Origin of the sequence: Pseudomonas sp. GM21 (genome assembly GCF_000282215.1) — a bacterium.
GTDB lineage: Bacteria > Pseudomonadota > Gammaproteobacteria > Pseudomonadales > Pseudomonadaceae > Aquipseudomonas.
The window spans coordinates 1-25,132 of the sequence record NZ_AKJS01000116.1; the positions used below are offsets into that span (position 1 = coordinate 1).

A 25,132-nucleotide genomic window follows, 5' to 3' on the forward strand; every position below is an offset into this window, starting at 1 on the left:
GCCTGCCGGTCCAGCCACTCGCGAGGCGTCAAATGATCAGGCTGCACAGACACCGTCCTTGCAACGCTCACACTCCTCACAAAACGGCGCGTCGCTTTTCAGGCTCATGATCTGCGCCGCACTCAACACCGCTGCCGGTGCGGCGGCGAGTTTCAGCGGTGCATCCAGCGACGCCGTTGCAGCAGCCATCGCGGGCATCAACGCCCCGCCCACCTGAATCGGCACGCTGCTGAAAATCCCACCGGGACCGATGTTGATCCACTGCCCGCCCGCCTGAATCGTCGCGCTCGCGCCGCCGTCGATCACCACTTGCTGGCCGGCGCTGACATGGAACTGCTGACTGGCGTTGAGCGCTTGGCTGGTCACGCGGATGTGCCGATCACCCATCACCACCAAGTGATCGTCGAGCTTCACTTCGGCCTGGCGCTGGCCGTGGGTGATGCGCTGCTCGTCGGCCTTCAACTCATGGCGAGCGGTGCCGGTGACGACGATGCTGCGCTGGTTATCGACCTGAACTTGTTGATCATTCAACACATGCTGGGTCCAGTTTCGCTGGGCGCGCAGGTAGATTTCCTCGGCGCCTTTGCGATCCTCGATGCGCAGTTCGTTGTAGCCACCACCTCCCGGACTGCTCTGGCTGCGGAAAATGCTGCGGGTTTTGTCCGCCGGCAGGTCTAGCGGAACGGGGGTCGCTGCGTTCGGCAGACAGCCCATCACCAGCGGTTTGTCGGCATCGGCATCGATGAAGCCGACCAGCACTTCCATGCCGACCCGCGGGATCAGCACGCTGCCATATCGGTCATGCGCCCAACCCGTGGCCACGCGCAGCCAGCAACTGGAGTGTTCGTTGAGTTGTCCGTCGCGGTCCCAGGCGAGCTGAACCTTGACTCGCCCGTATTCGTCGCAATGGATTTCAGTGTCAGCCGGGCCGGTGACCACGGCGGGTTGATAGCCGAGCATGCGCGGCTTTTGCGGCCCCAGCGGTGGGCGAAACGAAACGTCCCACGGCGTTGCCAGAAAGGTATTGCGATAGCCCTGAAAATCATCCGGGTCACCGCTGGTGGCCGACTCTTCCAGCACCTGCGGTTGACGGCCGCGATGTTCGATTTCAGTGATCAGCCACAGGTCGTTCCATGCCTGACGCGGATGCTCGGCGAGGTGCAGGAAATGTCCGCAAACCAGCGCCGAATCGTCGCCTTTACCTTCGGCCTGACGGAAGTCCGCGTTGTGGCGTTCGAGTGCGCGGTGGGTCAGTTGCTTGCCGTGTTCGCGATCCTTGAATTGGCCGGGAAAGTGGTAGTCCTCCAGCACCGGGCGCTGCTCGCTGTCGAGACAGGTTTCGAGTTGCAGGCGAGGTTTTTTAAAGTCGTAATCGCGACGGGTGACAGCGGTAGTGCGGGTTTCCAGGCGCACATTAAAGCGTTTGATGGCCGGCGCATCCGCCGCCATTCCGCTACCGGGCAAGTACAGGGTCGACTGGGGCAGACGAGGGAAAACCGTCTGGTCATCGCCGAACACCAGCAGATGCCCGTCGGGACTGTGCTGGAAGTGGTAGTGAATGCCAATTTCGGCACACAGTCGCTGGATGAACGCCAGATCGCTTTCGGCGTACTGCACGCAGTACTCACGAGCTGTGTAGTCACTGCCGAGTTGAAACTCGAACGCATCGCGCTGGATGCCATGGTCCTTGAGGACCTGCGCGATGATCGTCGGCACGCTTTTGTGCTGGAAGATCCGCTGATTAATGCGCTGGCCGAGGTAAGCCAGTCGCGGTACAAGGCTGATCTGATAGCCCGTCAGGCGTTTCCCGGAGTCGCTTTGGCCGACGCGAAAAATCTGACCATGAATACCGGCGCCTTGTGCATCGAAACTCAGAAACGCCTGACGGTGCAGCAGGCTTTCGAGCTCGATGTCTGGCCGATCGCTGACCAATTCCAGGTCAAAACGGTAGGGTTGGCTGATGGCTTCCGTGCCCGTGAACTCAAGGACTTTGAGCTCATTCTGGACGCCGTCGAGGGTCAACGTGAAACGCGGTTGATTGGCAGGCGCGAACATCCGATGTGTCTCTGCAGAATGAAGGCGGGCGATTCTGCATGAGCGACAAGGGGTGTTGAGGGAGGGACAAGAAAATCAGATTTTCCCTGCTTTTTTTAGAGATTTTTCCTTCAAGAATCAGTGTGTTTGGCTACAGACATCTCCCTCAAAACCACCACCTGCCCCTGTAGGAGTGAGCCTGCTCGCGATGGCGTCGGGTCAGTCGACATTAATGTTGAATGATCGACCGCTATCGCGAGCAGGCTCGCTCCCACAGGGAATCCACAGTGTTTTGAGTTTTGCATAGGCACAAAAAAACGGCCCGTCTCCAAAGGAAGCGGGCCGTTTTCATGTTCAGCGAATGGTCAGAGCCTAAGCTCCTCCCATCACTTGTTCAGGCGGAAATCTGCCTCGGCCGCAGCAAAACGCTGCAGCATGCCGTGAGTCGGCGCGCCCAGTTTGCTGACGATGTAGATGGCCAGGCTGGCGAAGATGAAGCCAGGGATGATTTCGTACAGGCCCAGCAGTTCGAAGTGTTTCCAGACGATTACGGTGATCGCGCCGACCAGGATGCCGGCCAGTGCGCCGTTGCGGGTCATGTCTTTCCAGATCACGGAGATCAGGACAACCGGACCGAACGCAGCACCGAAACCGGCCCAGGCGTAGCTGACCAGACCCAGTACGCGGTTTTCCGGGTTAGCGGCCATCGCGATGGCGATCAGGGCAACCAGCAGCACCATGGCGCGGCCGACCCAGACCAGTTCCACCTGGGAAGCGGATTTACGCAGGAAGGTTTTGTAGAAGTCTTCGGTCAGGGCGCTGGAGCACACCAGCAACTGGCAGCTCAGGGTGCTCATCACGGCAGCCAGAATGGCCGACAGCAAGATACCGGCGATCCATGGGTTGAAGAGGATTTTCGCCAGTTCGATGAACACGCGTTCGTGGTTTTCGGTCACAGGACCTGCCACGTCTGGGTGCGCATTGAAGTAAGCGATGCCAAAGAAGCCGACTGCCACGGTGCCGCCCAGGCACAGGATCATCCAGGTCATGGAGATGCGACGGGCATTGGCGATCGACTTGACCGAATCCGCCGCCATGAAACGCGCGAGGATGTGCGGCTGGCCGAAGTAACCCAGGCCCCAGCCCATCAGCGAGATGATGCCGATGAAGGTGGTGTTTTTCAGCATGTCGAAGTTGCTTGGGTTTTGCGCTTCGATGGCCAGGAAGGTGGTGTCGACGCCACCGGTTGCCAGCAGCACGATGATCGGCGTCAGCAACAGGGCGAAGATCATCAGCGTGGCTTGTACGGTATCGGTCCAGCTCACGGCCAGGAAACCGCCGACGAAGGTGTAGGCAATCGTCGCCGCAGCGCCGGCCCACAGCGCTGTCTCGTAGGACATGCCGAAGGTGCTTTCGAACAGACGGGCGCCGGCCACGATGCCGGATGCGCAGTAAATGGTGAAGAACACCAGAATCACCACCGCAGAAATGATCCGCAGCAGGCCGCTTTTGTCTTCGAAACGGCTGGAGAAGTAATCCGGCAGGGTCAGGGCATCACCGTTGTGCTCGGTCTGCACACGCAGACGGCCAGCGACGAACAGCCAGTTCAGGTAAGCACCGATGATCAGGCCAATGGCGATCCAGCTTTCGGACAGACCGGACATGTAGATGGCGCCCGGCAGGCCCATCAACAACCAGCCGCTCATATCGGAAGCGCCAGCGGACAAGGCCGTCACGACGCTGCCCAGGCTGCGACCGCCTAGAATGTAGTCAGAAAGGTTGTTGGTGGAGCGATAGGCCATGAAGCCGATCAGCACCATTGCTGCGATGTAGATCACAAACGTGATCAGGGTTGGATTGCTTGCGCTCATTAAGTGATGCCCTGGCTTTGTTTTTATGTAGCGGCAGCGTGTGAACCGCCGACAAACGACAATGTTTGTTCAGACGATTTCGAAGCCTGCGCATTTAATGACTGATGTTTCCCCAGGAAAGCCATCAGCCGGCGCACCGATTTTCTATCCGGTTGCACCTTGGGGCGCGAATCCTATTCAACAACGCAAATGAGGTGCAACCCATTTCTTGAGAATAAGTTGCACCCAACCTGATTTTTTCAATAAACCGATGTTTTTGCTTCCTTTTAGGGCAGCCATTGCGATTTGCTAGAAGCAAAAGCACCAAGCCGAAGCGGTACATTCGTACCGGAATTTAATTCCTGATGAGCCGCTGATAATTCCGACAAAAAAAGGGTTGCACCCGGTTGCACCTCCACGATTGCACGGCTAATCTTGCCGCCAGCTGATGCCACGCGGTCGTGGCAAATATGAGGATAAAAAAATGGCTACTACCACCCTTGGGGTCAAACTTGACGACCCGACCCGCGAACGCCTCAAGGCTGCCGCGACCTCGATTGATCGCACGCCGCACTGGCTGATCAAGCAGGCAATTTTCAATTACCTGGAAAAACTCGAGGGTGGTGCAACCCTGACCGAGCTGAGCGGTTTGACCAAGGATTCCGACGACACCGTCGATGCGCCTCTGGATCACGCCCACCAGTGCTTCCTCGAATTCGCCGAAAGCATCCTGCCGCAATCGGTGCTGCGTGCTTCGATCACCGCCGCTTACCGTCGCCCTGAGCCGGAAGTGGTGCCAATGCTGATCGAACAGGCTCGCCTGCCGGTCGCCATGGCCGAAGCCACCAATAAGCTCGCCGCCTCGATTGCCGAAAAACTGCGCAATCAGAAAAGCGCCGGTGGCCGTGCCGGCATTGTTCAGGGCCTGCTGCAGGAATTTTCCCTGTCGTCCCAGGAAGGCGTTGCACTGATGTGCCTGGCCGAAGCGCTGCTGCGTATCCCGGACAAAGGCACCCGCGACGCGCTGATCCGCGACAAAATCAGCACCGGCAACTGGCACCCGCACTTGGGCAACAGCCCGTCGCTGTTCGTCAACGCAGCCACTTGGGGCTTGCTGCTGACCGGCAAACTGGTCGCCACGCATAACGAAGCAGGTTTGACTTCGTCCCTGAGCCGCATCATCGGCAAGAGCGGCGAGCCGATGATCCGCAAGGGCGTCGACATGGCCATGCGCCTGATGGGCGAGCAGTTCGTCACCGGCGAAACCATCGCCGAAGCCCTGGCCAATGCGAGCAAGTTCGAAGCCAAGGGTTTCCGCTATTCCTACGACATGCTCGGTGAAGCGGCACTGACCGAGCACGATGCCCAGAAATATCTGGCCTCGTACGAACAAGCCATTCACTCGATAGGCAAAGCGTCCCACGGCCGTGGGATTTATGAAGGCCCGGGCATTTCCATCAAGCTCTCGGCACTGCACCCGCGTTACAGCCGTGCGCAGTACGAGCGTGTGATGGACGAGCTGTACCCGCGCCTGTTGTCGCTGACCTTGCTGGCCAAGCAATACGACATCGGCTTGAACATCGACGCCGAAGAAGCTGACCGCCTCGAGCTGTCGCTGGATCTGCTGGAGCGCCTGTGCTTCGAGCCGCAACTGACCGGCTGGAACGGCATCGGTTTCGTGATCCAGGCATACCAGAAGCGTTGCCCGTACGTGATCGATTACGTGATCGATCTGGCTCGTCGTAGCCGTCATCGCCTGATGATCCGCCTGGTGAAAGGCGCGTACTGGGACAGCGAAATCAAGCGCGCCCAGGTCGAAGGTCTGGAAGGCTATCCGGTCTACACCCGCAAGGTGTACACCGACGTGTCTTACATCGCTTGCGCTCGCAAACTGCTGTCGGTGCCGGAAGTCATCTACCCGCAATTCGCCACGCACAACGCCCACACCCTGTCGGCCATTTACCACATCGCTGGTCAGAACTATTACCCGGGTCAGTACGAGTTCCAATGCCTGCACGGCATGGGTGAACCGCTGTACGAACAGGTTGTAGGCAAAGTTTCCGAAGGCAAGCTGAACCGTCCGTGCCGCGTGTACGCACCAGTCGGTACTCACGAAACGCTGCTGGCGTACCTGGTACGTCGCCTGCTGGAAAACGGCGCGAACACCTCGTTCGTCAACCGCATCGCCGACCAATCCATTTCGATCCAGGAGCTGGTGGCCGATCCAGTGGCCAGCATCGAGCAAATGGCGACGCTGGAAGGCGGTTTCGGTCTGCCGCACCCGCGTATCCCGCTGCCGCGTGACCTGTATGGCACCGAGCGCGCCAACTCCAGCGGCATCGACATGGCCAACGAACATCGTCTGGCTTCGCTGTCCTGCGCTTTGCTGGCCACTGCTCACAACCACTGGAAAGCCGCGCCGATGCTCGGTTGCGTCTCCAGTACTGAAACCCCTGCGCCGGTGCTGAACCCGTCCGATTTGCGTGACGTGGTGGGCCATGTGCAGGAAGCCACCGTCGATGACGTTGATAACGCCATCCAGTGCGCCTTGAACGCCGCGCCGATCTGGCAGGCCACCCCGCCCGCCGAACGCGCCGCGATTCTGGAACGCGCCGCCGATTTGATGGAAGGCGAGATCCAGCCGCTGATGGGCCTGTTGGCTCGCGAGGCCGGCAAGACCTTCGCCAACGCCATCGCCGAAGTGCGTGAGGCCGTGGACTTCCTGCGTTATTACGCGGTGCAGGCACGCAACGATTTCACCAACGACGCCCACCGCCCATTGGGTCCGGTCGTCTGCATCAGCCCGTGGAACTTCCCGCTGGCGATCTTCAGTGGTCAAGTCGCGGCGGCACTGGCTGCCGGTAACCCGGTATTGGCCAAACCTGCGGAACAAACCCCGCTGGTCGCAGCTCAAGCCGTGCGTTTGCTGCTCGAAGCCGGGATTCCGGAAGGCGTGCTGCAACTGCTGCCGGGCCGTGGCGAAACCGTCGGTGCGGGACTTGTGGGTGACGATCGAGTTAAAGGCGTGATGTTCACCGGTTCCACCGAAGTCGCTCGCCTGCTGCAACGCAACATCGCCGGCCGCCTGGATGCCCAGGGCCGCCCGATCCCGCTGATCGCCGAAACCGGTGGCCAGAACGCGATGATCGTCGACTCTTCGGCATTGACCGAACAAGTGGTGATCGACGTCGTGTCGTCGGCCTTCGACAGCGCCGGTCAACGTTGCTCGGCACTGCGCGTCTTGTGCTTGCAGGAAGATTCCGCTGACCGTGTCATCGAAATGCTCAAGGGTGCCATGGCTGAATGCCGCCTCGGCAACCCTGAGCGTCTGTCCGTGGACATCGGCCCGGTGATCGACGCCGAAGCCAAGGCTGGCATCGAGAAGCACATCCAGGGCATGCGCGACAAAGGTCGCAACGTGTACCAGGTGGCCATCGCCAACAGCGAAGAAGTCAAACGTGGCACCTTCGTGATGCCGACCCTGATCGAACTGGAAAGCTTCGACGAACTGCAACGGGAGATTTTCGGTCCGGTGCTGCACGTGGTTCGTTACAAGCGCAAAGACATCGATCAACTGATCGGTCAGATCAACGCTTCCGGCTATGGCCTGACGCTGGGCGTGCACACGCGCATCGACGAAACCATCGCCAAGGTGATCGACAACGTCAATGCCGGTAACGTCTACGTGAACCGCAACATCGTTGGCGCTGTGGTGGGTGTGCAGCCGTTCGGTGGTGAAGGTCTGTCGGGTACCGGTCCAAAGGCGGGTGGTCCGCTGTACCTGTACCGCCTGCTGTCGACGCGTCCTACCGATGCCATCGAACAATCCTTCGCTCGCGGAGACGCCGTCGTAGCCCCGGACGTTCGTCTGCGTGACGCCATGAGCAAGCCGCTGACCGCCCTGAAAGCCTGGGCTGACAGCCACAAGTTTGCCGACCTGAGCACCCTGTGCGTGCAGTTCGCGGTGCAATCGCAAAGCGGGATCACCCGTGTTCTGGCAGGCCCGACCGGCGAGCGCAACAGCTACGCCATCCTGCCGCGTGAGCACGTGCTGAGCCTGGCGGAAGTAGAAGGCGATCTGTTGACTCAACTGGCAGCGGTGTTGGCGGTTGGCGGTTCGGCAGTGTGGCCGGAATCTGACCTGACCAAGGCGTTGTTCGCACGTCTGCCGAAGGAAGTTCAGGCACGCATCAAGTTGGTGTCCGACTGGCACAAGGACGACGTGGTGTTTGATGCGGTTCTGCATCATGGCCATTCGGACCAGTTGCGTGCGGTCTGCCAGCAAGTAGCCAAGCGTGCGGGCGCCATTGTCGGTGTTCATGGTTTGTCGCAAGGCGAGACCAACATTGCGCTGGAGCGTCTGGTGATCGAGCGCGCGTTGAGCGTTAACACGGCTGCTGCTGGAGGTAATGCCAGTCTGATGACGATAGGCTAAGCAGCAGCGGCAAGTTATAAGCTGCAAGCTGTAAGTAGAAGCAAACTGCTCTTACTTGCAGCTTGAAGCTTGTAGCTTGTGCCGCCCCATCACCCCCATCTATCTTCCTTCCCCATTTTTATAAGTCTTCCTAGACTGCGGCATACTTTTAAAAGGTAGTCCGCCATGTCCGAGACGTTGCTCAGTTCCCGCAATCTGGCTTTCGAGCTGTATGAAGTCCTCGATGCCGAGGGCCTGACCCAGCGTGAGCGTTTCGCCGAGCACAATCGTGAGACCTTCGATGCTGCCATCGGCACCGCCCGCAACATCGCCGAGAAGTTCTTCGCCCCGCACAACCGCAAGGGTGACGAGAACGAGCCGCGCTATGAGGACGGTAAGGCGATTCTGATTCCGGAAGTGAAACCAGCGGTGGATGCGTTCCTCGAAGCCGGTTTCCTCAATGCCGCGCGCAGTTTCGACGCGGGCGGCATGCAGCTTCCTACCTTGCTGTCCCAGGCCTGCTTCGCGCATTTTCAATCGGCTAACGCGGCGTCGACTTCTTACCCGTTCTTGACCATGGGTGCGGCGAACCTGATTGAAAGCTTCGGTACCGAGGAGCAGAAACAGCGTTTCCTGCAACCGATGATCGACGGCCGCTTCTTCGGCACCATGGCCCTGACCGAGCCACATGCCGGCTCGTCGCTGTCGGACATTCGTACCCGCGCCGAACCTGCGTCTGACGGCACTTATCGCCTCAAGGGCAACAAGATCTTCATCTCCGGCGGCGATCACCCGCTCTCGGAAAACATCGTGCACATGGTGTTGGCCAAGCTGCCGGACGCACCGGCCGGGGTGAAGGGTATTTCGCTGTTGATCGTGCCCAAGTACCTGGTCAACGATGACGGCAGCCTGGGCAAGCGCAACGATGTGTTGCTGGCCGGGTTGTTCCACAAGATGGGTTGGCGCGGCACCACGTCCACTGCGCTGAATTTCGGCGATAACGGCGAGTGTGTGGGGTATCTGGTGGGCAAGCCGCATCACGGTTTGAGCTACATGTTCCAGATGATGAACGAGGCGCGGATTGGCGTCGGCATGGGCGCGGTGATGCTCGGTTACGCCGGCTATTTGTATTCGCTGGAATACGCCCGGGAACGTCCGCAGGGTCGCGTGCCGGACAGCAAAGACCCGAACACCGCGCCAGTGGCGATCATTCAGCACGCTGACGTAAAACGCATGTTGCTGACCCAGAAAGCCTACGTCGAAGGTTCGTTCGACCTCGGGTTATATGCGGCTCGACTGTTCGATGACACCACCACACTTGAGACCGAAGCCGAGCGCAAACAGGCCCATGAACTGCTGGATTTGCTGACGCCTATCGTCAAATCCTGGCCGTCGGAGTTTTGCCTGAAGGCCAACGAACTGGCGATCCAGATTCTCGGCGGACACGGTTATACCCGCGAATACCCGGTGGAGCAGTACTACCGCGACAACCGTCTGAATCCGATTCATGAAGGTACGCACGGCATTCAGTCGCTGGACTTGCTGGGACGCAAGCTCGCTCAGAATGGTGGTGCGGGGCTCAAGCAATTGATTCGGCTGATCGCCGACACAGGCGCGCGGGCGCAGGCGTATGAGTCCTTGACCGCGCTGCGTGAACCGCTGGAAAAACTGGTGGCACGTTTGCAAAAAGTGACCATCGGCCTGCTGATCGACCTGGGGCAAGGCAAGGTCAACAGCAGCCTGGCGAACTCGGCGCTGTACCTGAAAGTATTCGGGCACACGGTGATTGGCTGGCGCTGGCTGGAGCAGGCGATTCGCGCCGAGGAAGGATTGGCCAAGGGTAATGCGGCGGATGTGAGCTTCTATAAAGGCAAGCTGCAGGCGGCGCGGTATTTCCTGACGTGGGAAGTGCCGGGTTGCCACCATGAACTGGCGATTCTTGAGGCGCGGGATGATGTGTGTTTGACGATGCAGGATGAATGGTTCTGACAACCTTTCACTGATCGTTCCCACGCTCCGCGTGGGAATGCCTCCTGTGACGCTCTGCGTCACGATCGCAAAGGGACGCGGAGCGTCCCGGGCTGCATTCCCACGCGGAGCGTGGGAACGATCGGTTAGGTGAGTTTGAAACTGCCCATCTGCCGCGCCAAATCATCCGCCAACCGCTGCAACGTATGACAGTCCTCACGGCAAGCCCTGACTTCCCCCGCCGTCGCCCGCGCCAGATCAGAAATCCCCTGCACGTTCCGGTTAATCTCTTCCGTCACCGCCGACTGCTCTTCCGTCGCCGCCGCCACCTGATGGTTCATGTCGCTGATGCGCTCCACCTGGCCGGTAATCGCCGTCAACGACACCCCAGTGCGCTGGCTCGACTCAACACCCGTGCCGGTCGCGGCTTGCCCGGAATGCATCGACGACACCGCGTTCTCCGCGCCTTGCTTGAGGCTGCCGATCATCTGCTGAATCTCGTCCGTCGACGACTGTGTCCGCCGCGCCAATGTCCGCACTTCATCCGCCACCACCGCAAACCCACGCCCCATGTCCCCGGCCCGCGCAGCTTCAATGGCGGCATTGAGGGCCAACAAATTGGTCTGCTCGGAGATCCCGCGAATCACGGCCAGCACTTGATCAATCGACGCCACCTGATTGGCCAGCTCACCCACGGCACCCGCTGCGATGCCGATTTCGTCGGACATGCTTTCAATATGCCGGATCGAGCCGCCCACCACTTCGCGAGCCTGCATCGCCTCATCGCGAGCATTCTGCGACGCGATCGCCGCGTTGCCAGCGTTCTGGGCGATTTCCTGCACGGTCAGGCCCATCTCATGAACAGCGGTGGCCACCATGTCAGTCATTTCCTGCTGACGGCCAGAACGTTCCGCGGTGTTGTCCACCACCTTTGCCACTTGGCCAACAGCGGTGCGCAGTCGTTCGCTGGTGGTCAGCACTTCGCCGATCATTTCGCGCTGGCTGTCCAGAAACCGATTGAAGCCGCGCGCCAGATCGCCCAGTTCATCGGCGCGACTGGAATCCAACCGATGGGTCAAATCGCCACCACCGCTACCGATGGCTACCAACGCAGCTGTTACCTGACGGATCGGACGCACTAAACCACGGGCCAGCAATACCACCAGCAACAGGCACACCAGCGCTACCGCCAGGCCGATGCCGCTGCTCATCCACATCGCGCGACGCGCTTCGGCGTAGATCTGCGACTGTGGCACTTCGGCCACCAGCGTCCAGCCCAGGTCCCGAAGCGGCAGGCTCAACGCGAGGAAGTCTTCGCCATCGCGCACGAAGCTGCTGTTGGTGGCAGACGCTGTGGAGGTAGAGAGTTGACCCATGACGGCCTGCGCTGCCGGCGCGCCAATCTGCTCGGCGAGGGTGCGTTTGCCACTGAATTGCGCTTCGGGATGCACCTGGATCAAACCGTCGGAACGCACGAGATAGACCTTGCCGCGCGCTCCGAAGCTGAAGTTGTGGATCACCTCAGACAGCTCTTTCATGCTCAACCCGAGGCCGGCAACGCCCACGACTTTACCCGCGTGCTCAACCTTGAGGTCGATGAACAGCGCCAATTCTCCGGTCGTGGTGTCATTGTCGATATTGAGGGTGCGCGGCTGATTGCTGTCGAGGAATGAGTAGAACCAGGCGTCTTTGGGGTTGGAACGGCTGAGGGTCCGTTCCAGGCCTTTTTCGGTCAAATAGTAATTAGAAGCCGTGCCGATAATCAGCGCGGTAAAGGCTTTGTGTTCAGCGCGAATGCCTTCCAGGTACCGTACGAACGTCGCCGTCCGGGCATCGTCTTCACCCCCGGCCAACCAGTCGCGCACCATGCTATTGCTGGCGATGTCCTTGGCGGCGGTGAGGGGTTGAACGAGGATTCGCTCGATGTCGTTGCGCATCGCTTCGATGCTCGACGGCAGGGCTTGTTCGACCAGATAGCTCTGGGCGAGACGGTTAACCACGAGGGTATAAATGCCCACCACGATCAGAATACTGACCAGCAGGGCGGTGCCCATGCTCAGGATTAACTGCCATTGAATACTGCGTCGCCAAAACTGCATGGAACACCCCCAAAGAATAAGAGGCTGAAACACTGCAACTGGCGTGCCGATTGTATACAGCCTAAAAAACTCCTTGCCACAACGCGGAAAATTATTGCGTCCAATTATTTAAGCAAAAGCGCAAGCAGCAGCGACAGCTGCCATATTTCAGTGGGTTAAACGCCTTACTCCGAGCGGGGAAAACAAGCGCGCACCTGTCAACTATGACAGGTTACAAAAAAGCTATCTGCGACTAATTTAGGTCTCCGGGACTCACAACGTGCACGTCTTCCTTGTAATCAATGAGAGAGAAGTCATGAACAAAGACAACGATATTTCCCTGCCAAAACGAGCGTGGAACGAAGATAGTTTGATCAAATACGCCAGGGTCGGCGGCACGGTAATGGAGGGCTCGACAAATCCCACTGTGACTAAAAAAGAATTTGTCGTAACAGACGACGGTCGTTACTTCGTCCAAATTGTTTTGAGTTCAGCCATCGTCAAAAGAGCATCACAACCGGTCGGTGTTGAGGAGTTTCTACTTCTGCTCGATGTGGGTGACTACCTCATATCAAATGGGCGAACATCTATGGCAGGAGGATTTCGCTATGACAAACAACCTGATGGAAGCTGGGACACAATTGTCGCCTGGCGCAGTTAATACATCAGGCGATAGCGCCCCTGGCCAAGGGGCACTTTAATATGCGGTGTCAGCCTTGCTGACTGATCGTCTTGGAGATCACTTCAACCGTGGCGCTGACTTGCTCTTGGTAACGGTCGAGTTCCTGCTTGTGCTGCTTTTTCAACTCGATCTGCTGCGAGCACAGATTCATTGCAGCCAGTACCAACAGGCGGTCACCGATCAGTGTCGGGTACTTTCTTTTGGTGTCGGCCAAAGCAGCCTTCAACATCATCGCGGCGTCCAGCAGGGTTTGCTCTTCCCCGGCCGGCGCCTTGATCGAATAGTCCTCCCCCAGGATCGAGACGACTTTTACCCCTGCGGCGCCTTGATTCATGCGCTGACCGGGCCGGCGCTGACGCGCTCAACCAGGGCCTGGATGCGTGCGGCGGTGGCGCCTTGTTTCTCTTCCTGTTCCATCAGGCTCAATTGCAGGCTTTCGTTTTCATCTTTGGCCTGAGCCAGTTCTGCACTCAGGGTCTGGTTGCTGCCCAGCAGTGCCTGGTTCTGTTGCACCAGGTCATTTACCAGCTGTTCCAATTGGCTTAGGGATGCTTCCAACATTTTGATTTTCCGAGCATTTTCAAAGGGCGCGTACGATAAAGAAAAGTCACCACGCACGCCAGGGTTATTCAGGTCCAAGGCCTTGATTTTCCTGGCGGGTGACCTTTCCAGCGAGCAGTAAAGACTGTGATTGGCGGATGGGGTTCCTGCACTTCGTCGCCGGGGGCCTTTGTGCGACAAAAACGCGCAAGACATGAACAACATGGTTGGGGGGGGTAGCCACTGTCAGCCATGCGCCCGCTGACAATGATCGTTCCAACGCTCTGCGTGGGAATGCAGCCGGGGACGCTTCGCGTCCCTAAGCGGACTCAGAGCGTCCATTGAGGCATTCCCACGCGGAGCGTGGGAACGATCACCACCCTTCGCCTCCTGCGCTGCACAAACCTTTTTGACAGCATCACATTTCAACAGGTTAGAATCGCTGGCACGCAGACTGCATGGTCAGTTTGTGCCCGCCTTTTTGTTTTCTGGAGTAATGCCTTTGAATGCAATCACCATCAACAGCCTGTTTCTGATCGGCGCGTTGCTGGTAGGTGCGAGCATTCTGGTGAGTTCTCTTTCGTCCCGCCTCGGCATCCCGATTCTGGTGATTATCCTGGCCGTGGGCATGGCCGCCGGTGTCGACGGCGCCGGCATTATTTTCGATAACTACCCCACTGCCTATCTGGTCGGTAACCTCGCGTTGGCAGTGATCCTGCTCGACGGTGGTTTGCGCACCAGGGTCGCGAGTTTCCGTGTTGCGCTTTGGCCTGCACTGTCGCTGGCCACGGTCGGGGTGTTAATAACGACCGCACTGACCGGCATGGTGGCCGCGTGGTTGTTCAACCTGAGCATCATTCAGGGCTTGTTGATCGGCGCGATTGTCGGCTCGACCGACGCCGCAGCGGTGTTCTCGCTGCTGGGTGGCAAAGGCCTGAACGAACGGGTCACCGCCACCCTCGAAATCGAATCCGGCAGCAACGACCCGATGGCGGTGTTTCTCACCGTGACGCTGATCGACATGCTCGCCAGCGGCGAGACGGGCCTGCACTGGAGCCTGCTCGTGCACTTCGTGCGTGAGTTCGGTATCGGCGCGGTCGTCGGTCTTGCCGGTGGCTGGGTCATGCTGCAACTGGTCAACCGCATCAATCTGGCCAACGGTCTCTATCCGATTCTGGTGATTGCCGGCGGCCTGGTGGTGTTTGCCCTGACCAACGCCCTGCACGGCAGCGGCTTCCTCGCGGTGTATCTGTGCGGCCTGGTCATCGGCAACCGCCCGGTGCGCAGTCGGCACAGTATGTTGCACATGCTCGACGGCATGGCCTGGCTGGCGCAGATCGGGATGTTCCTGGTGCTGGGCCTGCTGGTCACACCGCATGACCTGCTGCCGATTGCCCTGCCCGCGCTGGGTCTGGCGCTGTGGATGATTCTGTGTGCACGGCCGCTGTCAGTGGTGATCGGTTTGCTGCCGTTCAAGGCGTTCCATGGCCGCGAAAAGGCGTTCATTTCCTGGGTCGGCCTGCGTGGCGCGGTCCCGATCATTTTGGCGGTGTTCCCGCTGATGGCCGGCCTGCCCAACGCCCAACTCTATTTCAACCTTGCGTTCTTTATCGTGCTGGTGTCGCTGCTGGTGCAGGGCACAAGTCTGCCGTGGGTTGCCAAACTGCTGAAAGTGACGGTGCCACCCGACCCCGCGCCGATCTCGCGTTCCGCCCTGGAAGTGCACGTCACCAGCGAGTGGGAGATGTTCGTTTATCGTCTCGGCGCCGAGAAATGGTGCATCGGATCCCCCCTTCGCGAACTGAAAATGCCCGAAGGCACACGCATCGCCGCCCTGTTTCGTGGCCAGCAATTGCTCCATCCGTCGGGTAGTACGGTGCTCGAAGTCGATGATTTACTGTGTGTTATTGGCCATGAACACAACCTGCCGGCCCTCGGAAAACTCTTCAGCAAGGCACCGCAACGGGGTCTGGATTTGCGCTTCTTCGGCGACTTCGTGCTCGAAGGAGACGCCCAGCTGGGCGCGGTTGCGTCGCTGTATGGGTTGAAAGTCGAAGGCATCGATCCGGACATGTCGCTCGGTCATTTCATCGCCCAGAAAGTCGGGGGTGCGCCCGTGGTCGGTGACCAGGTGGAGTGGAACAACACCATTTGGACCGTCGCGGTCATGGAGGGGAACAAGATCGGCAAAGTGGGCGTCAGATTCCCCGAAGGAAGTCGCCCGGGTCCGGGCTTGTTCCTCTAAACTGGGGGGCGTGTTGACGTTTAATCACGGTCGTGATTAAACGTCAACACGCCCCCAATTCTTCGTCTTGTTTTGATCGGTCTCTATGTCAACCCTGCGCACCTTTTTCATCATGGCCCTGCTGGGCCTGAGCCTCTCCATTGGCACGCTGCAAGCGGCCGAGCCGCCGTCCAGCGAAGCCGTACAGGCAAGCCTGGACAAGATCGCCGACCGCAAACTGCCAGAAGCCGATCAGAAAGCCCTGCAAGCCGTTCTGCAAAACACGCTGACCCAGCTCAACAACCAGCGTGACTACGAGCAGAAACTGGCCGATGTCAAACAGCAACTGGCCGCCGCGCCAAAGCAAGTCATCGAGAATCAGCGTGAACTGGCGCGTCTGAAGGCCAGCAAAGTGCTGCCAGTGACGCAACGCTACGCCAACCTGTCGATCCCGCAACTCGAGCAAATGCTCACCGAGCGCTCGACCCAGCAAAGCGACCTGCAAAGGGCCTTGACCGACGCCAACACCCTGGTGATCACTGCTCAGACCCGCCCCGAGCGTGCCCAGGCCGAAATTTCGGCCAGCCAGACGCGCATTCAACAAATCAACAACATCCTCAAGACCGGCAAAGATGCCGGCAAAACCTTGAACGGCGAACAGCGCGATTTGCTCAATGCCGAACTCGCCGCCCTGAACGCATTGATTCCCCTGCGTCGCCAGGAATTGGCCGGCAACAATCAGCTGCAGGATCTAGGCAACAGCCAGCACGATTTGCTCTCGGAAAAATCCGATCGCCTGGATCAGGAAATCCAGGAGCTGCAAACCCTGATCAACCAGAAGCGCCTGGCCCAGTCCCAAGAGACGGTGACCCAGCAATCCATCGAGGCGCAGAAATCCGGCAGCAGCAGCCTGTTGGCCACCGAAAGTGCAGCCAACCTGAAGCTTTCCGACTACTTGCTCAAAAGCACGGACCGCCTCAACGAAGTCACTCAGCAAAACCTGCTGACCAAGCAGCAACTGGACAACGTCACCCAGAGCGATTCGGCGCTGGACGAGCAAATCAACGTGCTCAAGGGCAGCTTGTTGCTCTCCAAGATTCTCTATAAACAGAAACAGTCCCTGCCGCGTTTAAGGCTGGACCGCAACCTGGCGGACCAGATCGCCGACATTCGTCTGTATCAGTTTGACGTCAACCAACAACGCGAACTGCTGAGCAACCCGGCCAGCTACGTTGACAACCTGCTGTCGACTCAACCACCGGAACAAGTCACCCCGCAACTGCGCAAGAGTCTGCTGGAACTGGCCACGACCCGCGCCGACCTGCTGGAACGGCTGAATCGCGAATTGAGCGCCGTGCTCAACGAATCCATCACCCTGCAACTCAATCAAAAACAACTGCTGAGCACCGCGCAAAGCCTGCGCGCGACCCTCGACGAGCAAATGTTCTGGATTCCCAGTAACAAGCCGCTGGACATGGAATGGATACGCGCGGTACCGGAACGCTTGCAGCGCCAGATCACGACCTTGCCGTGGTTCTCCAGCCTGAGTGAGTTGAGCGACGGTCTGATTCAACGGCCCCTGTTGTTTCTGCCGTTGGTGCTGCTGATTGGTGTTTTGTTGTGGCGACGCAAAAGCCTGTACGCCCAACTAAACAAAGTTCACAAGGATATCGGCCACTTCAAGCGCGACAGCCAGTGGCATACGCCGCAGGCCATTCTGGTCAATATTTTGCTGGCGCTGCCGGTCGCGCTGGGCCTGGCCTTGTGTGGTCTCGCCTTGCAGATCGACGCCCGCGGGCAGAACGCCAACATGGGCGCCGCGTTGCTGCAAATGGCTCAGGCGTGGCTGGTGTTCTACACCGCCTACCGGATCCTCGCGCCGGGTGGCGTGGCCGAACTGCATTTCCGTTGGGAAAAACCTCAGGTCGAATTCCTGCAGGGCTGGATCCGTCGACTCGGCCTGGTGGTGATGGCGCTGGTGGCGGTGGTGGCCGTCGCCGAACTGCAACCGGCGACCCTGGCCGATGATGTACTCGGCATGCCCGTGGTGTTGGCCTGCTACGCTTTGATGGCCTGGCTGCTCAGCCGCTTGTTGATGCGTAGCCCGACACACGAGAACGCTTCGCTATTTCGCAAATTGGTGGGGATCCTGTTTACCGCCCTGCCGATCGCATTGTTCGTGGCGGTGTGCTTCGGCTACTACTACACCGCACTCAAGCTCACCGACCGACTGATCAATACCCTTTACCTGCTGATGTTCTGGCTGGTGATCGAAGCCACTTTTGTCCGCGGGCTCAGCGTTGCGGCGCGCCGCCTGGCGTACCAGCGAGCCCTGACCAAACGTCAGGCAGCCAAAGAGGCCGGTGACGGCGACGCCGTGATCGAAGAACCGACGCTGGACATCGAAAAGGTCAACGAACAATCCCTGCGCCTGATCCGTCTGGCGCTGCTCGGCGCTTTCATGGGCGCACTGTACTGGGCCTGGTCCGATCTGATTTCGGTGTTCTCGTACCTGGACAACATCACCCTCTACGAATACACCAGCGGTACGGGCGCAACCATGAGCATGGTGCCGATCAGCATCGGCGACATGCTGGGTGCGCTGATCATCATCGGTATCACTTTCGCCCTCGCCCGCAACTTGCCAGGCCTATTGGAAGTGTTCGTGTTGTCCAAGCTGAATCTGGCGCAGGGCAGCGCCTACGCCACGACCACGCTGTTGTCTTACGTGATTGCCGGGGTCGGTTTCGTCACGACCCTATCCACGCTCGGCGTGAGCTGGGACAAGCTGCAATGGCTGGTGGCAGCGCTCTCGGTCGGCCTGGGTTTCGGGATGCAGGAGATCTTTGCGAACTTCATCTCCGGCATCATGATTCTGTTCGAACGGCCGGTGCGGATCGGCGACACCATCACCATCGGCAACCTGTCCGGCACGGTCAGCAAGATCCGCATCCGCGCTACGACCATCACCGACTTCGACCGCAAGGACATCATTGTCCCGAACAAGACGTTCATTACCGGGCAACTGATCAACTGGTCCCTGACCGACACCATCACCCGGGTCACGCTCAAGCTCGGCGTCGACTACGGCTCGGACCTCGACCTGGTCAAAGAGCTGCTGCTCAAGGCCGCCCGGGACAACCCGCGCGTGCTCAAGGACCCGGAACCGCACGTGTACTTCCTTAATTTCGGTGAAAGCACCCTCGACCACGAGTTACGCATGCACGTGCGCGACCTTGGCGACCGAAACCCGGTGCTCGATGAGGTCAACCGCTTCATAAACCACGAGTTCAAGAAGCAGCACATCAACATCTCGTTCCGGCAGATGGAGGTCTACCTCAAGAACCTTCACGGCCAGGAATACAAATTGGTGCCGGTCGAACCGGAAAACAAAACCATCGTGCCGATGGCGGATGGTAAACCGCTGCAAGAACCGCCAGCCGCCAAGCTCGACTAACCGCTCTATCCCTAGCAGAATGCTCGGACATTCTGCTGGAGATGGCCGTTGAAAGCCCTCGACGAACTGACCTTCGATAATCGTTTTGCCCGCCTGGGCGATACGTTTTCCGCCCATGTGCTGCCCGAGCCCATCGATAACCCGCGCCTGGTGGTGGCCAGTCCTGCGGCCATGAAGCTGCTGGATCTGGACCCGGCCGTAGCCCAAACCCCGGAGTTCGCCGAGCTGTTCAGCGGCCATAAGCTCTGGGCCGACGCGGTGCCACGGGCGATGGTCTATTCCGGGCATCAGTTCGGCTCCTACAACCCTCAACTGGGCGACGGCCGCGGTTTATTGCTGGGCGAGGTCTACAACGAGGCCGGAGAGCATTGGGACTTGCACCTCAAGGGTGCCGGGCAAACTCCGTTTTCGCGCATGGGCGATGGCCGTGCGGTCTTGCGCTCCTCGATCCGCGAATTCCTTGCCTCTGAGGCCCTGCATGCACTAAACATCCCGACCACCCGCGCCCTGTGCGTGATTGGCTCCGACACGCCAGTGTGGCGCGAGAAGCAGGAACGCGCGGCAATGGTCCTGCGCCTGGCACCCAGCCATGTGCGCTTCGGGCATTTCGAATATTTCTACTACACCAAACGTCCCGAGAAGCAGAAAGAACTCGGCGACCACGTGCTGGCCATGCATTTCCCCGAATGCCTGGAACAACCGGAACCGTATCTGGCGATGTTCCGTGAAATCGTCGAGCGCAACGCCGAGCTGATTGCCAAATGGCAGGCGTATGGCTTCTGCCACGGGGTGATGAACTCCGACAACATGTCGATCCTGGGTATCACCTTCGACTTCGGCCCGTTCGCCTTCCTCGATGACTTCGACGCCCATTTCATCTGCAACCACTCCGACGATCAGGGCCGGTATTCCTTCAGCAACCAGGTGCCGATTGGCCAGTGGAACCTCAGCGCCCTGGCCCAGGCCCTGACGCCATTCATCAGCGTCGAAGCCCTGCGCGAAACCCTCGGGCTGTACTTGCCGCTTTACCAGGCCCACTACCTGGACCTGATGCGCCGCCGCCTCGGTTTCACCACCGCTGAAGACGATGACCAGAAACTGCTGGAACACTTGCTGCAACTGATGCAGAACAGTGGCGTCGATTACAGCCTGTTCTTCCGCCGACTTGGGGATGAGTCACCGGAACTGGCCGTAGTCCGCTTGCGAGATGACTTCGTCGACATCAAGGGCTTCGATGCCTGGGGCGAGCTTTACGTCGCCCGGGTGGCTCGCGAAGGCGTGGTTGATCAGCAACAGCGCCGAACGCGAATGCACGCGGTCAATCCGCTGTACATCCTGCGCAATTACCTGGCGCAAAAGGCTATCGATGCGGCTGAGAGCGGCGACTACTCAGAGGTTCGCCGGTTGCATGCGGTGTTGAGCAATCCGTTCGAGGAACAGCCGGGGATGGACACTTACGCCGAGCGGCCGCCGGAGTGGGGGAAGCATTTGGAGATTAGTTGTTCGTCTTGAGGAAGGTTATTCCAGCGGATCGATGGCACTGACGACTCGAGCAACGATGTCGGCCATCGTCACGTCATCAAGACGCTCGATAAACTTGGCAGAGCCGTCACGGACGCGCTGTTCAATATCAAAACTGCGTACCTGATTACACACCGCGACACCCGTCGTGTCATGACCGGAAACGACAACCGTAAGTCCCGAGTTTCGACTGAGGTTGCCGCCACTGGTGACAGGGACAGTCATGCTGACACCCAAGGCATTGATCTCCCTTGGTGTAATCACCACGAAGCGGTGCCGATTCATCATTTCTCGCCCCGCAACCGGATTTGGGTCAACCCAATAGACGTCGCCTCGCTGCGGGGCTTGTCGACGGACCATTAACCTAACTCCCGACCAACTGGATTACCTTCACGTGCAGACGCTGTTTGCGCATTCAGTTCAGCCATTTCTTCGGAACCTTCAAGCAACTCGGTCAAGCTGTAGCGTTTACGAGGAGTCGGTGCAACGGGGCGAGCAATCAACTCACCATCAACCACGTTCAGCTCCAACTGCGCCCCAACTTCCAGGTGCAGGAGCTTCAACAAGGTAGGCGGAAGCGTAATTACTGCGGCACCACCTTGACGGCGGATTTTGGAAGTCACGGACATGGGAGAACTCCTATCCGGCAATTGGAAGATATCGATCTCTCGATAAGTGCAACAAACGTAGCACGCGAATGAAAGCAAAGCGACCTCCTCGGAAAACGACAGAGTGAATGTTGAATGCCTCCAGCGTAGCCAACGCTCCAGGACTACAAATCTCAAAACTGTGAGCATTTGCGACAGTTGTGAGCGTGCCTTCTTATCCTACTGACTTGATAAGTTCTGACCCCGACTCCAAATTAGCGTGTCTGACTGCTCAACTTTTTGGATATCCAATGACCACCCCACTCCTCATCCCCTGCCCCCACTGCAACGGCCTCAACCGCATCCCGGCCGAGCGTCTCGACGACCATCCAAAATGTGGTCGCTGCAAGGCCGAGGTTTTACTGAGCAAACCGTTTGAATTGAAGCAAGGCGATTACGCCAGCCAGATCAAAGGCGATCTGCCGTTGCTGGTGGATGTGTGGGCGGACTGGTGTGGGCCGTGCAAGTCGTTTGCGCCGGTGTTCGAGCAGGCGGCCGGTCAGTTGGCGGGCAAGTGCCGGTTGGCGAAACTCGACAGCGAGGCGAACCAGCAGCTGTCGGCGCAGTTGGGGATTCGCTCGATTCCGAGTCTGATTCTGTTCAAGAATGGCGGGGAAGTGGCGCGCCAGAGCGGGGCGTTTCCGCTGCTGCAGTTGATGAGCTGGTTGCGTAGTCATGGGATTTAAGCAGCGCATTACCCACTGTGGGAGCGAGCCTGCTCGCGATGGCGGGGTAACAGTCAAAATTTTAGTCGACTGACACTCCGCTATCGCGAGCAGGCTCGCTCCTACAGGTGTTCGGTGGTGTAAGCAAGAATCAGGCACTTTCCAGCAGTTTGTGCAGCTCGACGAATTGCTGGGTCAGCTTGTGCCGGGGGTCGAGGTGGATCAGTGGCGTGTTGGCCTGGTGGGATTCACGCATACGCACTGAACTGGCCAGGTACACCGGCAATACCGGCAAACCTTCGGCAATCAATTCGTCGAGAATCTGCTGGGGCAGGCTGGCGCGGGCCTGGAACTGGTTGACCACGATTCCTTCGACTTCCAGGCCTTCGTTGTGGTCTTCCTTGAGTTCTTCGATTTCCGCCAGCAAGCCGTACAAGGCCTGACGCGAAAAGCTGTCGCAGTCGAAGGGGATCAGCACACGATCGGCGGCAATCAACGCTGATACCGCATAGAAGTTCAGCGCGGGCGGTGTATCCAGGTAGATCCGGTCGTAATCTTCCCCCAGCTCCTCAAGCAATTTACGCAGCTTGTTGATCTTGTGTTTAGCCTCAAGCTTGGGCTGCAAATCAGCCAACTCGGCGGTGGCGGTGACCACGTGCAGGTTGTCGAAGGGTGTTTCGTAGATGTCGACCTGGTTTTTTTTCGAAAACGGCCCGGAGGACAGGGTTTGCTTGAAGAAATCGGCGATGCCCATCGGGATGTCACTGCCGGTGAGGCCTGTCAGGTATTGAGTGGAGTTGGCCTGGGCATCGAGATCCACCAATAAGGTGCGATAGCCCTGACTGGCGCTGACCGCCGCAAGATTGCAGGCAATACTGGATTTACCCACGCCACCTTTTTGATTAAACACCACGCGCCGCATGTCAAAACCTCTCCGTGTATCAAAGAATGACCGAGTGTAGTGTTCCAGCGCATCGCTTAGCTACCTCGGCAGAACGGACTACACGGTCAAATCCAATCTCCTCACGAAAAAACAGCAATTACCTCCATTGATTCGAGCAAAGGCCGACAGCCATGAACTTCACGGTGTGGATAATGGCTAATCGATACCTTTTGCCGAACCGGACGGTACATTTCACTGCACAAAATGTAACCAGCATTTGCTACGCACCCGTAGCACCGGGATAATGCGCGCCACTCGGCGCTACGCGTCACGTAAGGTCTGTCGCTGTCTTTGCGGCTCACCGCGTCAAAGAAGCCCTCTGGGGCGGGATGTATGTCTGTGATCAACTTCAACATCGCCCAATGGCGCGCGTGGGCTCCCGGGCTCGAAAGCGTGGACGATTGGCAGGCATGGAGCCGACAGCCGGTTGTGCTTGCGAGCAGCGATGCCGCCCCCGACGTGTCGTTTCTGCCTGCCATGCAGCGCCGACGACTCAGCCGGTTGGCGCGAATGGCATTCTGTGTCGGCTGGCCCTTGGCCGATGGCCGCCAGGACCTACCGCTGGTCTTTATTTCCCGCCATGGCGAGACCCCACGCACCTTCGAAATCCTCAGCGATCTGGCCGCCGACCAACCGTTGTCGCCGACTCACTTCAGTCTGTCCGTCCACAACGCCGTTATCGGCCTTTGGTCGATCATGCGGGGCGAAACCAGCGAAATGACGGCCCTCGCCGCAGCCGGTGACGGGCTTGAACACGGCATGCTAGAGGCCGCGGCGTTGCTGGAAGAAGGCGCACCTGCCGTCCTGCTGATTGTCACCGAAGAACAGCCGCCCAGCGCCTACGAAACATGGATCGACGATGTACCGTTTCCCTATGCCGTCGCCCTGTTGCTGACCCCTGGCACCGACTGGCAGCTGTCCCTGAACAGCACGACGCAAAGGTTGTCCAACGCCCACTGGCCCCATGCACTGAATTTGTTGCGTACCCTGCTCGGCCAGCAATCCACCTGCCAACATGCCTGGAAGAATCGTGTATGGACCTGGCATCGCACCCCGTGACCGGAAAAAACCGCGACGCCTATTACTGGCGTCTGCTGGCCACTGCCGCAAGCTTCACCCTGTTCGGGTTGGGCGGCGTGTGCCTGCGGCTGGTGGTTTTTCCGTTGCTCAATTGCCTGCCCGGTGATGCCCAGACCCACCGTCTGCGCGCCCGACAAACCGTCAGCCGCTGCTTCTGGCTTTTTGTCCGGTTCATGGCCCGAACCGGCGTTCTGACCTATGACATCCAGGGTGCGGAAAAGCTCGGGCGCCCCGGGCAAATGATCCTTGCCAATCACCCCTCACTGATCGATGTCGTGTTTCTGATTGGCCTGGTGCGTCACGCCAACTGCGTCGTCAAACAAAGTCTCTGGGAAAACCCCTTTACCCGCGCCCCGCTGCGCCGCACCGAATACATCAGCAACGACGGCAGCATGGACATGCTCGACGCGGCTGCCGACGCGCTGAAAAGCGGTCAAACCTTGATCATTTTCCCCGAAGGCACGCGCACTCAGCCTGGCGAGGCGCCGGCCTTTCATCGGGGGGGCGCGGCAATTGCCCTGCGCGGTGCGAAAATCCTCACGCCGGTAATCATCAAGGTCAGCCCGACGACATTGACCAAGGCCGAGCCCTGGTATCGGATCCCGAAACGCCGCGTGCACTTCAGTTTTCGCGTCGGGGCCGATATAGACCCACAGACTTTCGCCGCGTGTGGCCCGCCCCCCCAGGCTTCGCGCAAGCTCAACGATTATTTGCATACATACTTTATTAAGGAGCTCGCCGAAGATGAGCGATCTGCACACGAATAGCCTGGTACTGGAAATCAAAGAACTGATCATCGATGCCCTCGGCCTCGAAGACATCAGTGCCGACGACATCGACAATGATCAGGCGCTGTTCGGCGAAGGCCTGGGTCTGGATTCGGTGGACGCTCTGGAGCTCGGCCTGGCAATCCAGAAAAAATACGGCATCAAAATCGACGCCGATGCCAAAGACACCCGCAATCACTTCACCAACGTGGCGAGCCTTGCGGCGTTCGTCACTGCAAAACAGGCAGCTTGAGACCGGACC

General features: G+C 58.9%; 18 protein-coding genes and 1 pseudogene. 10 read left to right on the top strand and 9 right to left on the bottom strand.

Annotation, left to right across the window (positions count from 1 at the left end; genetic code table 11):
• Window positions 1-36 precede the first annotated feature (36 nt).
• Window positions 37-2,055 (bottom strand): type VI secretion system Vgr family protein, encoded by a 2,019-nt coding sequence (locus tag PMI22_RS09785; RefSeq protein WP_007947116.1) that lies wholly within the window; start codon window positions 2,053-2,055, stop codon window positions 37-39.
• Between the two features lie 365 nt (window positions 2,056-2,420).
• Window positions 2,421-3,905, bottom strand: a complete 1,485-nt coding sequence (gene putP, locus PMI22_RS09780) for a sodium/proline symporter PutP (RefSeq protein WP_007947118.1) — start codon at window positions 3,903-3,905, stop codon at window positions 2,421-2,423.
• Window positions 3,906-4,368: 463 nt separating this feature from the next.
• Here putP and putA point away from each other — a divergent pair, with 463 nt between their 5' ends.
• Window positions 4,369-8,319, top strand: a complete 3,951-nt coding sequence (putA, locus tag PMI22_RS09775) for a trifunctional transcriptional regulator/proline dehydrogenase/L-glutamate gamma-semialdehyde dehydrogenase (RefSeq protein ID WP_007947119.1) — start codon at window positions 4,369-4,371, stop codon at window positions 8,317-8,319.
• A 165-nt stretch (window positions 8,320-8,484) separates the two neighbouring features.
• Window positions 8,485-10,287: an acyl-CoA dehydrogenase gene (locus PMI22_RS09770; protein ID WP_007947120.1), complete on the top strand. Its 1,803-nt coding sequence runs from the start codon at window positions 8,485-8,487 to the stop codon at window positions 10,285-10,287.
• 125 nt (window positions 10,288-10,412) lie between these two features.
• Here PMI22_RS09770 and PMI22_RS32520 read toward each other — a convergent pair whose 3' ends face one another.
• Window positions 10,413-11,258 carry a methyl-accepting chemotaxis protein gene (locus PMI22_RS32520; RefSeq protein ID WP_443200813.1) on the bottom strand — a complete coding sequence of 282 codons (846 nt, stop codon included), beginning with the start codon at window positions 11,256-11,258 and terminating at the stop codon, window positions 10,413-10,415.
• An 18-nt stretch (window positions 11,259-11,276) separates the two neighbouring features.
• Window positions 11,277-12,365, bottom strand: a pseudogene (locus tag PMI22_RS32525) (HAMP domain-containing protein); the annotation flags it as partial.
• Window positions 12,366-12,660: 295 nt separating this feature from the next.
• On the opposite strand from PMI22_RS32525, the gene PMI22_RS09760 reads away from it, so the two are divergent.
• Window positions 12,661-13,005, top strand: coding sequence for a hypothetical protein (locus tag PMI22_RS09760; RefSeq protein WP_007947122.1), 345 nt, complete (start codon window positions 12,661-12,663; stop codon window positions 13,003-13,005).
• Window positions 13,006-13,054: 49 nt separating this feature from the next.
• Here the strand turns inward: PMI22_RS09760 and PMI22_RS09755 are convergent, their stop codons facing one another.
• Window positions 13,055-13,360, bottom strand: coding sequence for a cell division protein ZapA (locus tag PMI22_RS09755; RefSeq protein WP_007947123.1), 306 nt, complete (start codon window positions 13,358-13,360; stop codon window positions 13,055-13,057).
• Entirely contained in the window at window positions 13,357-13,587 is a 231-nt protein-coding gene (locus PMI22_RS09750) for a hypothetical protein (RefSeq protein ID WP_007947124.1), read from the bottom strand. Before PMI22_RS09750 ends, PMI22_RS09755 begins: the two co-directional genes overlap by 4 nt.
• Before the next feature lie 481 nt (window positions 13,588-14,068).
• Here PMI22_RS09750 and PMI22_RS09745 point away from each other — a divergent pair, with 481 nt between their 5' ends.
• The 3 genes from PMI22_RS09745 (at window position 14,069) to selO (ending at window position 20,759) form a co-directional block, all read left to right on the top strand.
• Window positions 14,069-15,811: a potassium/proton antiporter gene (locus PMI22_RS09745; RefSeq protein ID WP_007947125.1), complete on the top strand. Its 1,743-nt coding sequence runs from the start codon at window positions 14,069-14,071 to the stop codon at window positions 15,809-15,811.
• Window positions 15,812-15,896: 85 nt separating this feature from the next.
• Entirely contained in the window at window positions 15,897-19,247 is a 3,351-nt protein-coding gene (gene mscK / locus PMI22_RS09740) for a mechanosensitive channel MscK (protein WP_007947126.1), read from the top strand.
• 48 nt (window positions 19,248-19,295) lie between these two features.
• Window positions 19,296-20,759, top strand: coding sequence for a protein adenylyltransferase SelO (gene selO / locus PMI22_RS09735; RefSeq protein ID WP_007947127.1), 1,464 nt, complete (start codon window positions 19,296-19,298; stop codon window positions 20,757-20,759).
• A gap of 6 nt (window positions 20,760-20,765) precedes the next feature.
• Here the strand turns inward: selO and PMI22_RS09730 are convergent, their stop codons facing one another.
• Window positions 20,766-21,128, bottom strand: coding sequence for a type II toxin-antitoxin system PemK/MazF family toxin (locus PMI22_RS09730; protein WP_007947128.1), 363 nt, complete (start codon window positions 21,126-21,128; stop codon window positions 20,766-20,768).
• Window positions 21,128-21,397 carry an AbrB/MazE/SpoVT family DNA-binding domain-containing protein gene (locus tag PMI22_RS09725; RefSeq protein ID WP_007947129.1) on the bottom strand — a complete coding sequence of 90 codons (270 nt, stop codon included), beginning with the start codon at window positions 21,395-21,397 and terminating at the stop codon, window positions 21,128-21,130. Before PMI22_RS09725 ends, PMI22_RS09730 begins: the two co-directional genes overlap by 1 nt.
• A 269-nt stretch (window positions 21,398-21,666) precedes the next feature.
• On the opposite strand from PMI22_RS09725, the gene trxC reads away from it, so the two are divergent.
• Window positions 21,667-22,101: a thioredoxin TrxC gene (gene trxC, locus PMI22_RS09720; RefSeq protein ID WP_007947130.1), complete on the top strand. Its 435-nt coding sequence runs from the start codon at window positions 21,667-21,669 to the stop codon at window positions 22,099-22,101.
• Between the two features lie 130 nt (window positions 22,102-22,231).
• Here trxC and PMI22_RS09715 read toward each other — a convergent pair whose 3' ends face one another.
• Window positions 22,232-23,002, bottom strand: coding sequence for a ParA family protein (locus PMI22_RS09715; protein ID WP_007947131.1), 771 nt, complete (start codon window positions 23,000-23,002; stop codon window positions 22,232-22,234).
• A gap of 354 nt (window positions 23,003-23,356) precedes the next feature.
• On the opposite strand from PMI22_RS09715, the gene PMI22_RS09710 reads away from it, so the two are divergent.
• Genes PMI22_RS09710 through PMI22_RS09700 form a run of 3 tightly spaced genes read left to right on the top strand, consistent with a single transcriptional unit; the run spans window position 23,357 to window position 25,123 of the window.
• Window positions 23,357-24,082, top strand: coding sequence for a beta-ketoacyl synthase chain length factor (locus tag PMI22_RS09710; RefSeq protein ID WP_007947132.1), 726 nt, complete (start codon window positions 23,357-23,359; stop codon window positions 24,080-24,082).
• Complete coding sequence (locus tag PMI22_RS09705; protein ID WP_007947133.1) at window positions 24,058-24,870, top strand: lysophospholipid acyltransferase family protein; 813 nt, start codon at window positions 24,058-24,060, stop codon at window positions 24,868-24,870. Before PMI22_RS09710 ends, PMI22_RS09705 begins: the two co-directional genes overlap by 25 nt.
• Window positions 24,848-25,123 (top strand): phosphopantetheine-binding protein, encoded by a 276-nt coding sequence (locus PMI22_RS09700; protein ID WP_007947134.1) that lies wholly within the window; start codon window positions 24,848-24,850, stop codon window positions 25,121-25,123. The genes PMI22_RS09705 and PMI22_RS09700 overlap by 23 nt, the downstream gene beginning before the upstream one ends.
• Window positions 25,124-25,132: the final 9 nt, after the last annotated feature.

Bases quoted from the DNA above. Each gene is read 5' to 3' on its own strand.
- trxC (WP_007947130.1), top strand. From the start codon at position 21,667: ATGACCACCCCACTCCTCATCCCCTGCCCCCACTGCAACGGCCTCAAC.
- PMI22_RS09700 (WP_007947134.1), top strand. From the start codon at position 24,848: ATGAGCGATCTGCACACGAATAGCCTGGTACTGGAAATCAAAGAACTG.
- PMI22_RS09760 (WP_007947122.1), top strand. From the start codon at position 12,661: ATGAACAAAGACAACGATATTTCCCTGCCAAAACGAGCGTGGAACGAA.
- putA (WP_007947119.1), top strand. From the start codon at position 4,369: ATGGCTACTACCACCCTTGGGGTCAAACTTGACGACCCGACCCGCGAA.
- PMI22_RS09755 (WP_007947123.1), bottom strand. From the start codon at position 13,360: ATGAATCAAGGCGCCGCAGGGGTAAAAGTCGTCTCGATCCTGGGGGAG.
- PMI22_RS09730 (WP_007947128.1), bottom strand. From the start codon at position 21,128: ATGGTCCGTCGACAAGCCCCGCAGCGAGGCGACGTCTATTGGGTTGAC.
- PMI22_RS09770 (WP_007947120.1), top strand. From the start codon at position 8,485: ATGTCCGAGACGTTGCTCAGTTCCCGCAATCTGGCTTTCGAGCTGTAT.
- putP (WP_007947118.1), bottom strand. From the start codon at position 3,905: ATGAGCGCAAGCAATCCAACCCTGATCACGTTTGTGATCTACATCGCA.
- PMI22_RS32520 (WP_443200813.1), bottom strand. From the start codon at position 11,258: ATGATCGGCGAAGTGCTGACCACCAGCGAACGACTGCGCACCGCTGTT.
- PMI22_RS09705 (WP_007947133.1), top strand. From the start codon at position 24,058: ATGGACCTGGCATCGCACCCCGTGACCGGAAAAAACCGCGACGCCTAT.
- PMI22_RS09710 (WP_007947132.1), top strand. From the start codon at position 23,357: ATGTCTGTGATCAACTTCAACATCGCCCAATGGCGCGCGTGGGCTCCC.
- mscK (WP_007947126.1), top strand. From the start codon at position 15,897: ATGTCAACCCTGCGCACCTTTTTCATCATGGCCCTGCTGGGCCTGAGC.
- PMI22_RS09725 (WP_007947129.1), bottom strand. From the start codon at position 21,397: ATGTCCGTGACTTCCAAAATCCGCCGTCAAGGTGGTGCCGCAGTAATT.
- PMI22_RS09785 (WP_007947116.1), bottom strand. From the start codon at position 2,055: ATGTTCGCGCCTGCCAATCAACCGCGTTTCACGTTGACCCTCGACGGC.
- PMI22_RS09750 (WP_007947124.1), bottom strand. From the start codon at position 13,587: ATGTTGGAAGCATCCCTAAGCCAATTGGAACAGCTGGTAAATGACCTG.
- PMI22_RS09715 (WP_007947131.1), bottom strand. From the start codon at position 23,002: ATGCGGCGCGTGGTGTTTAATCAAAAAGGTGGCGTGGGTAAATCCAGT.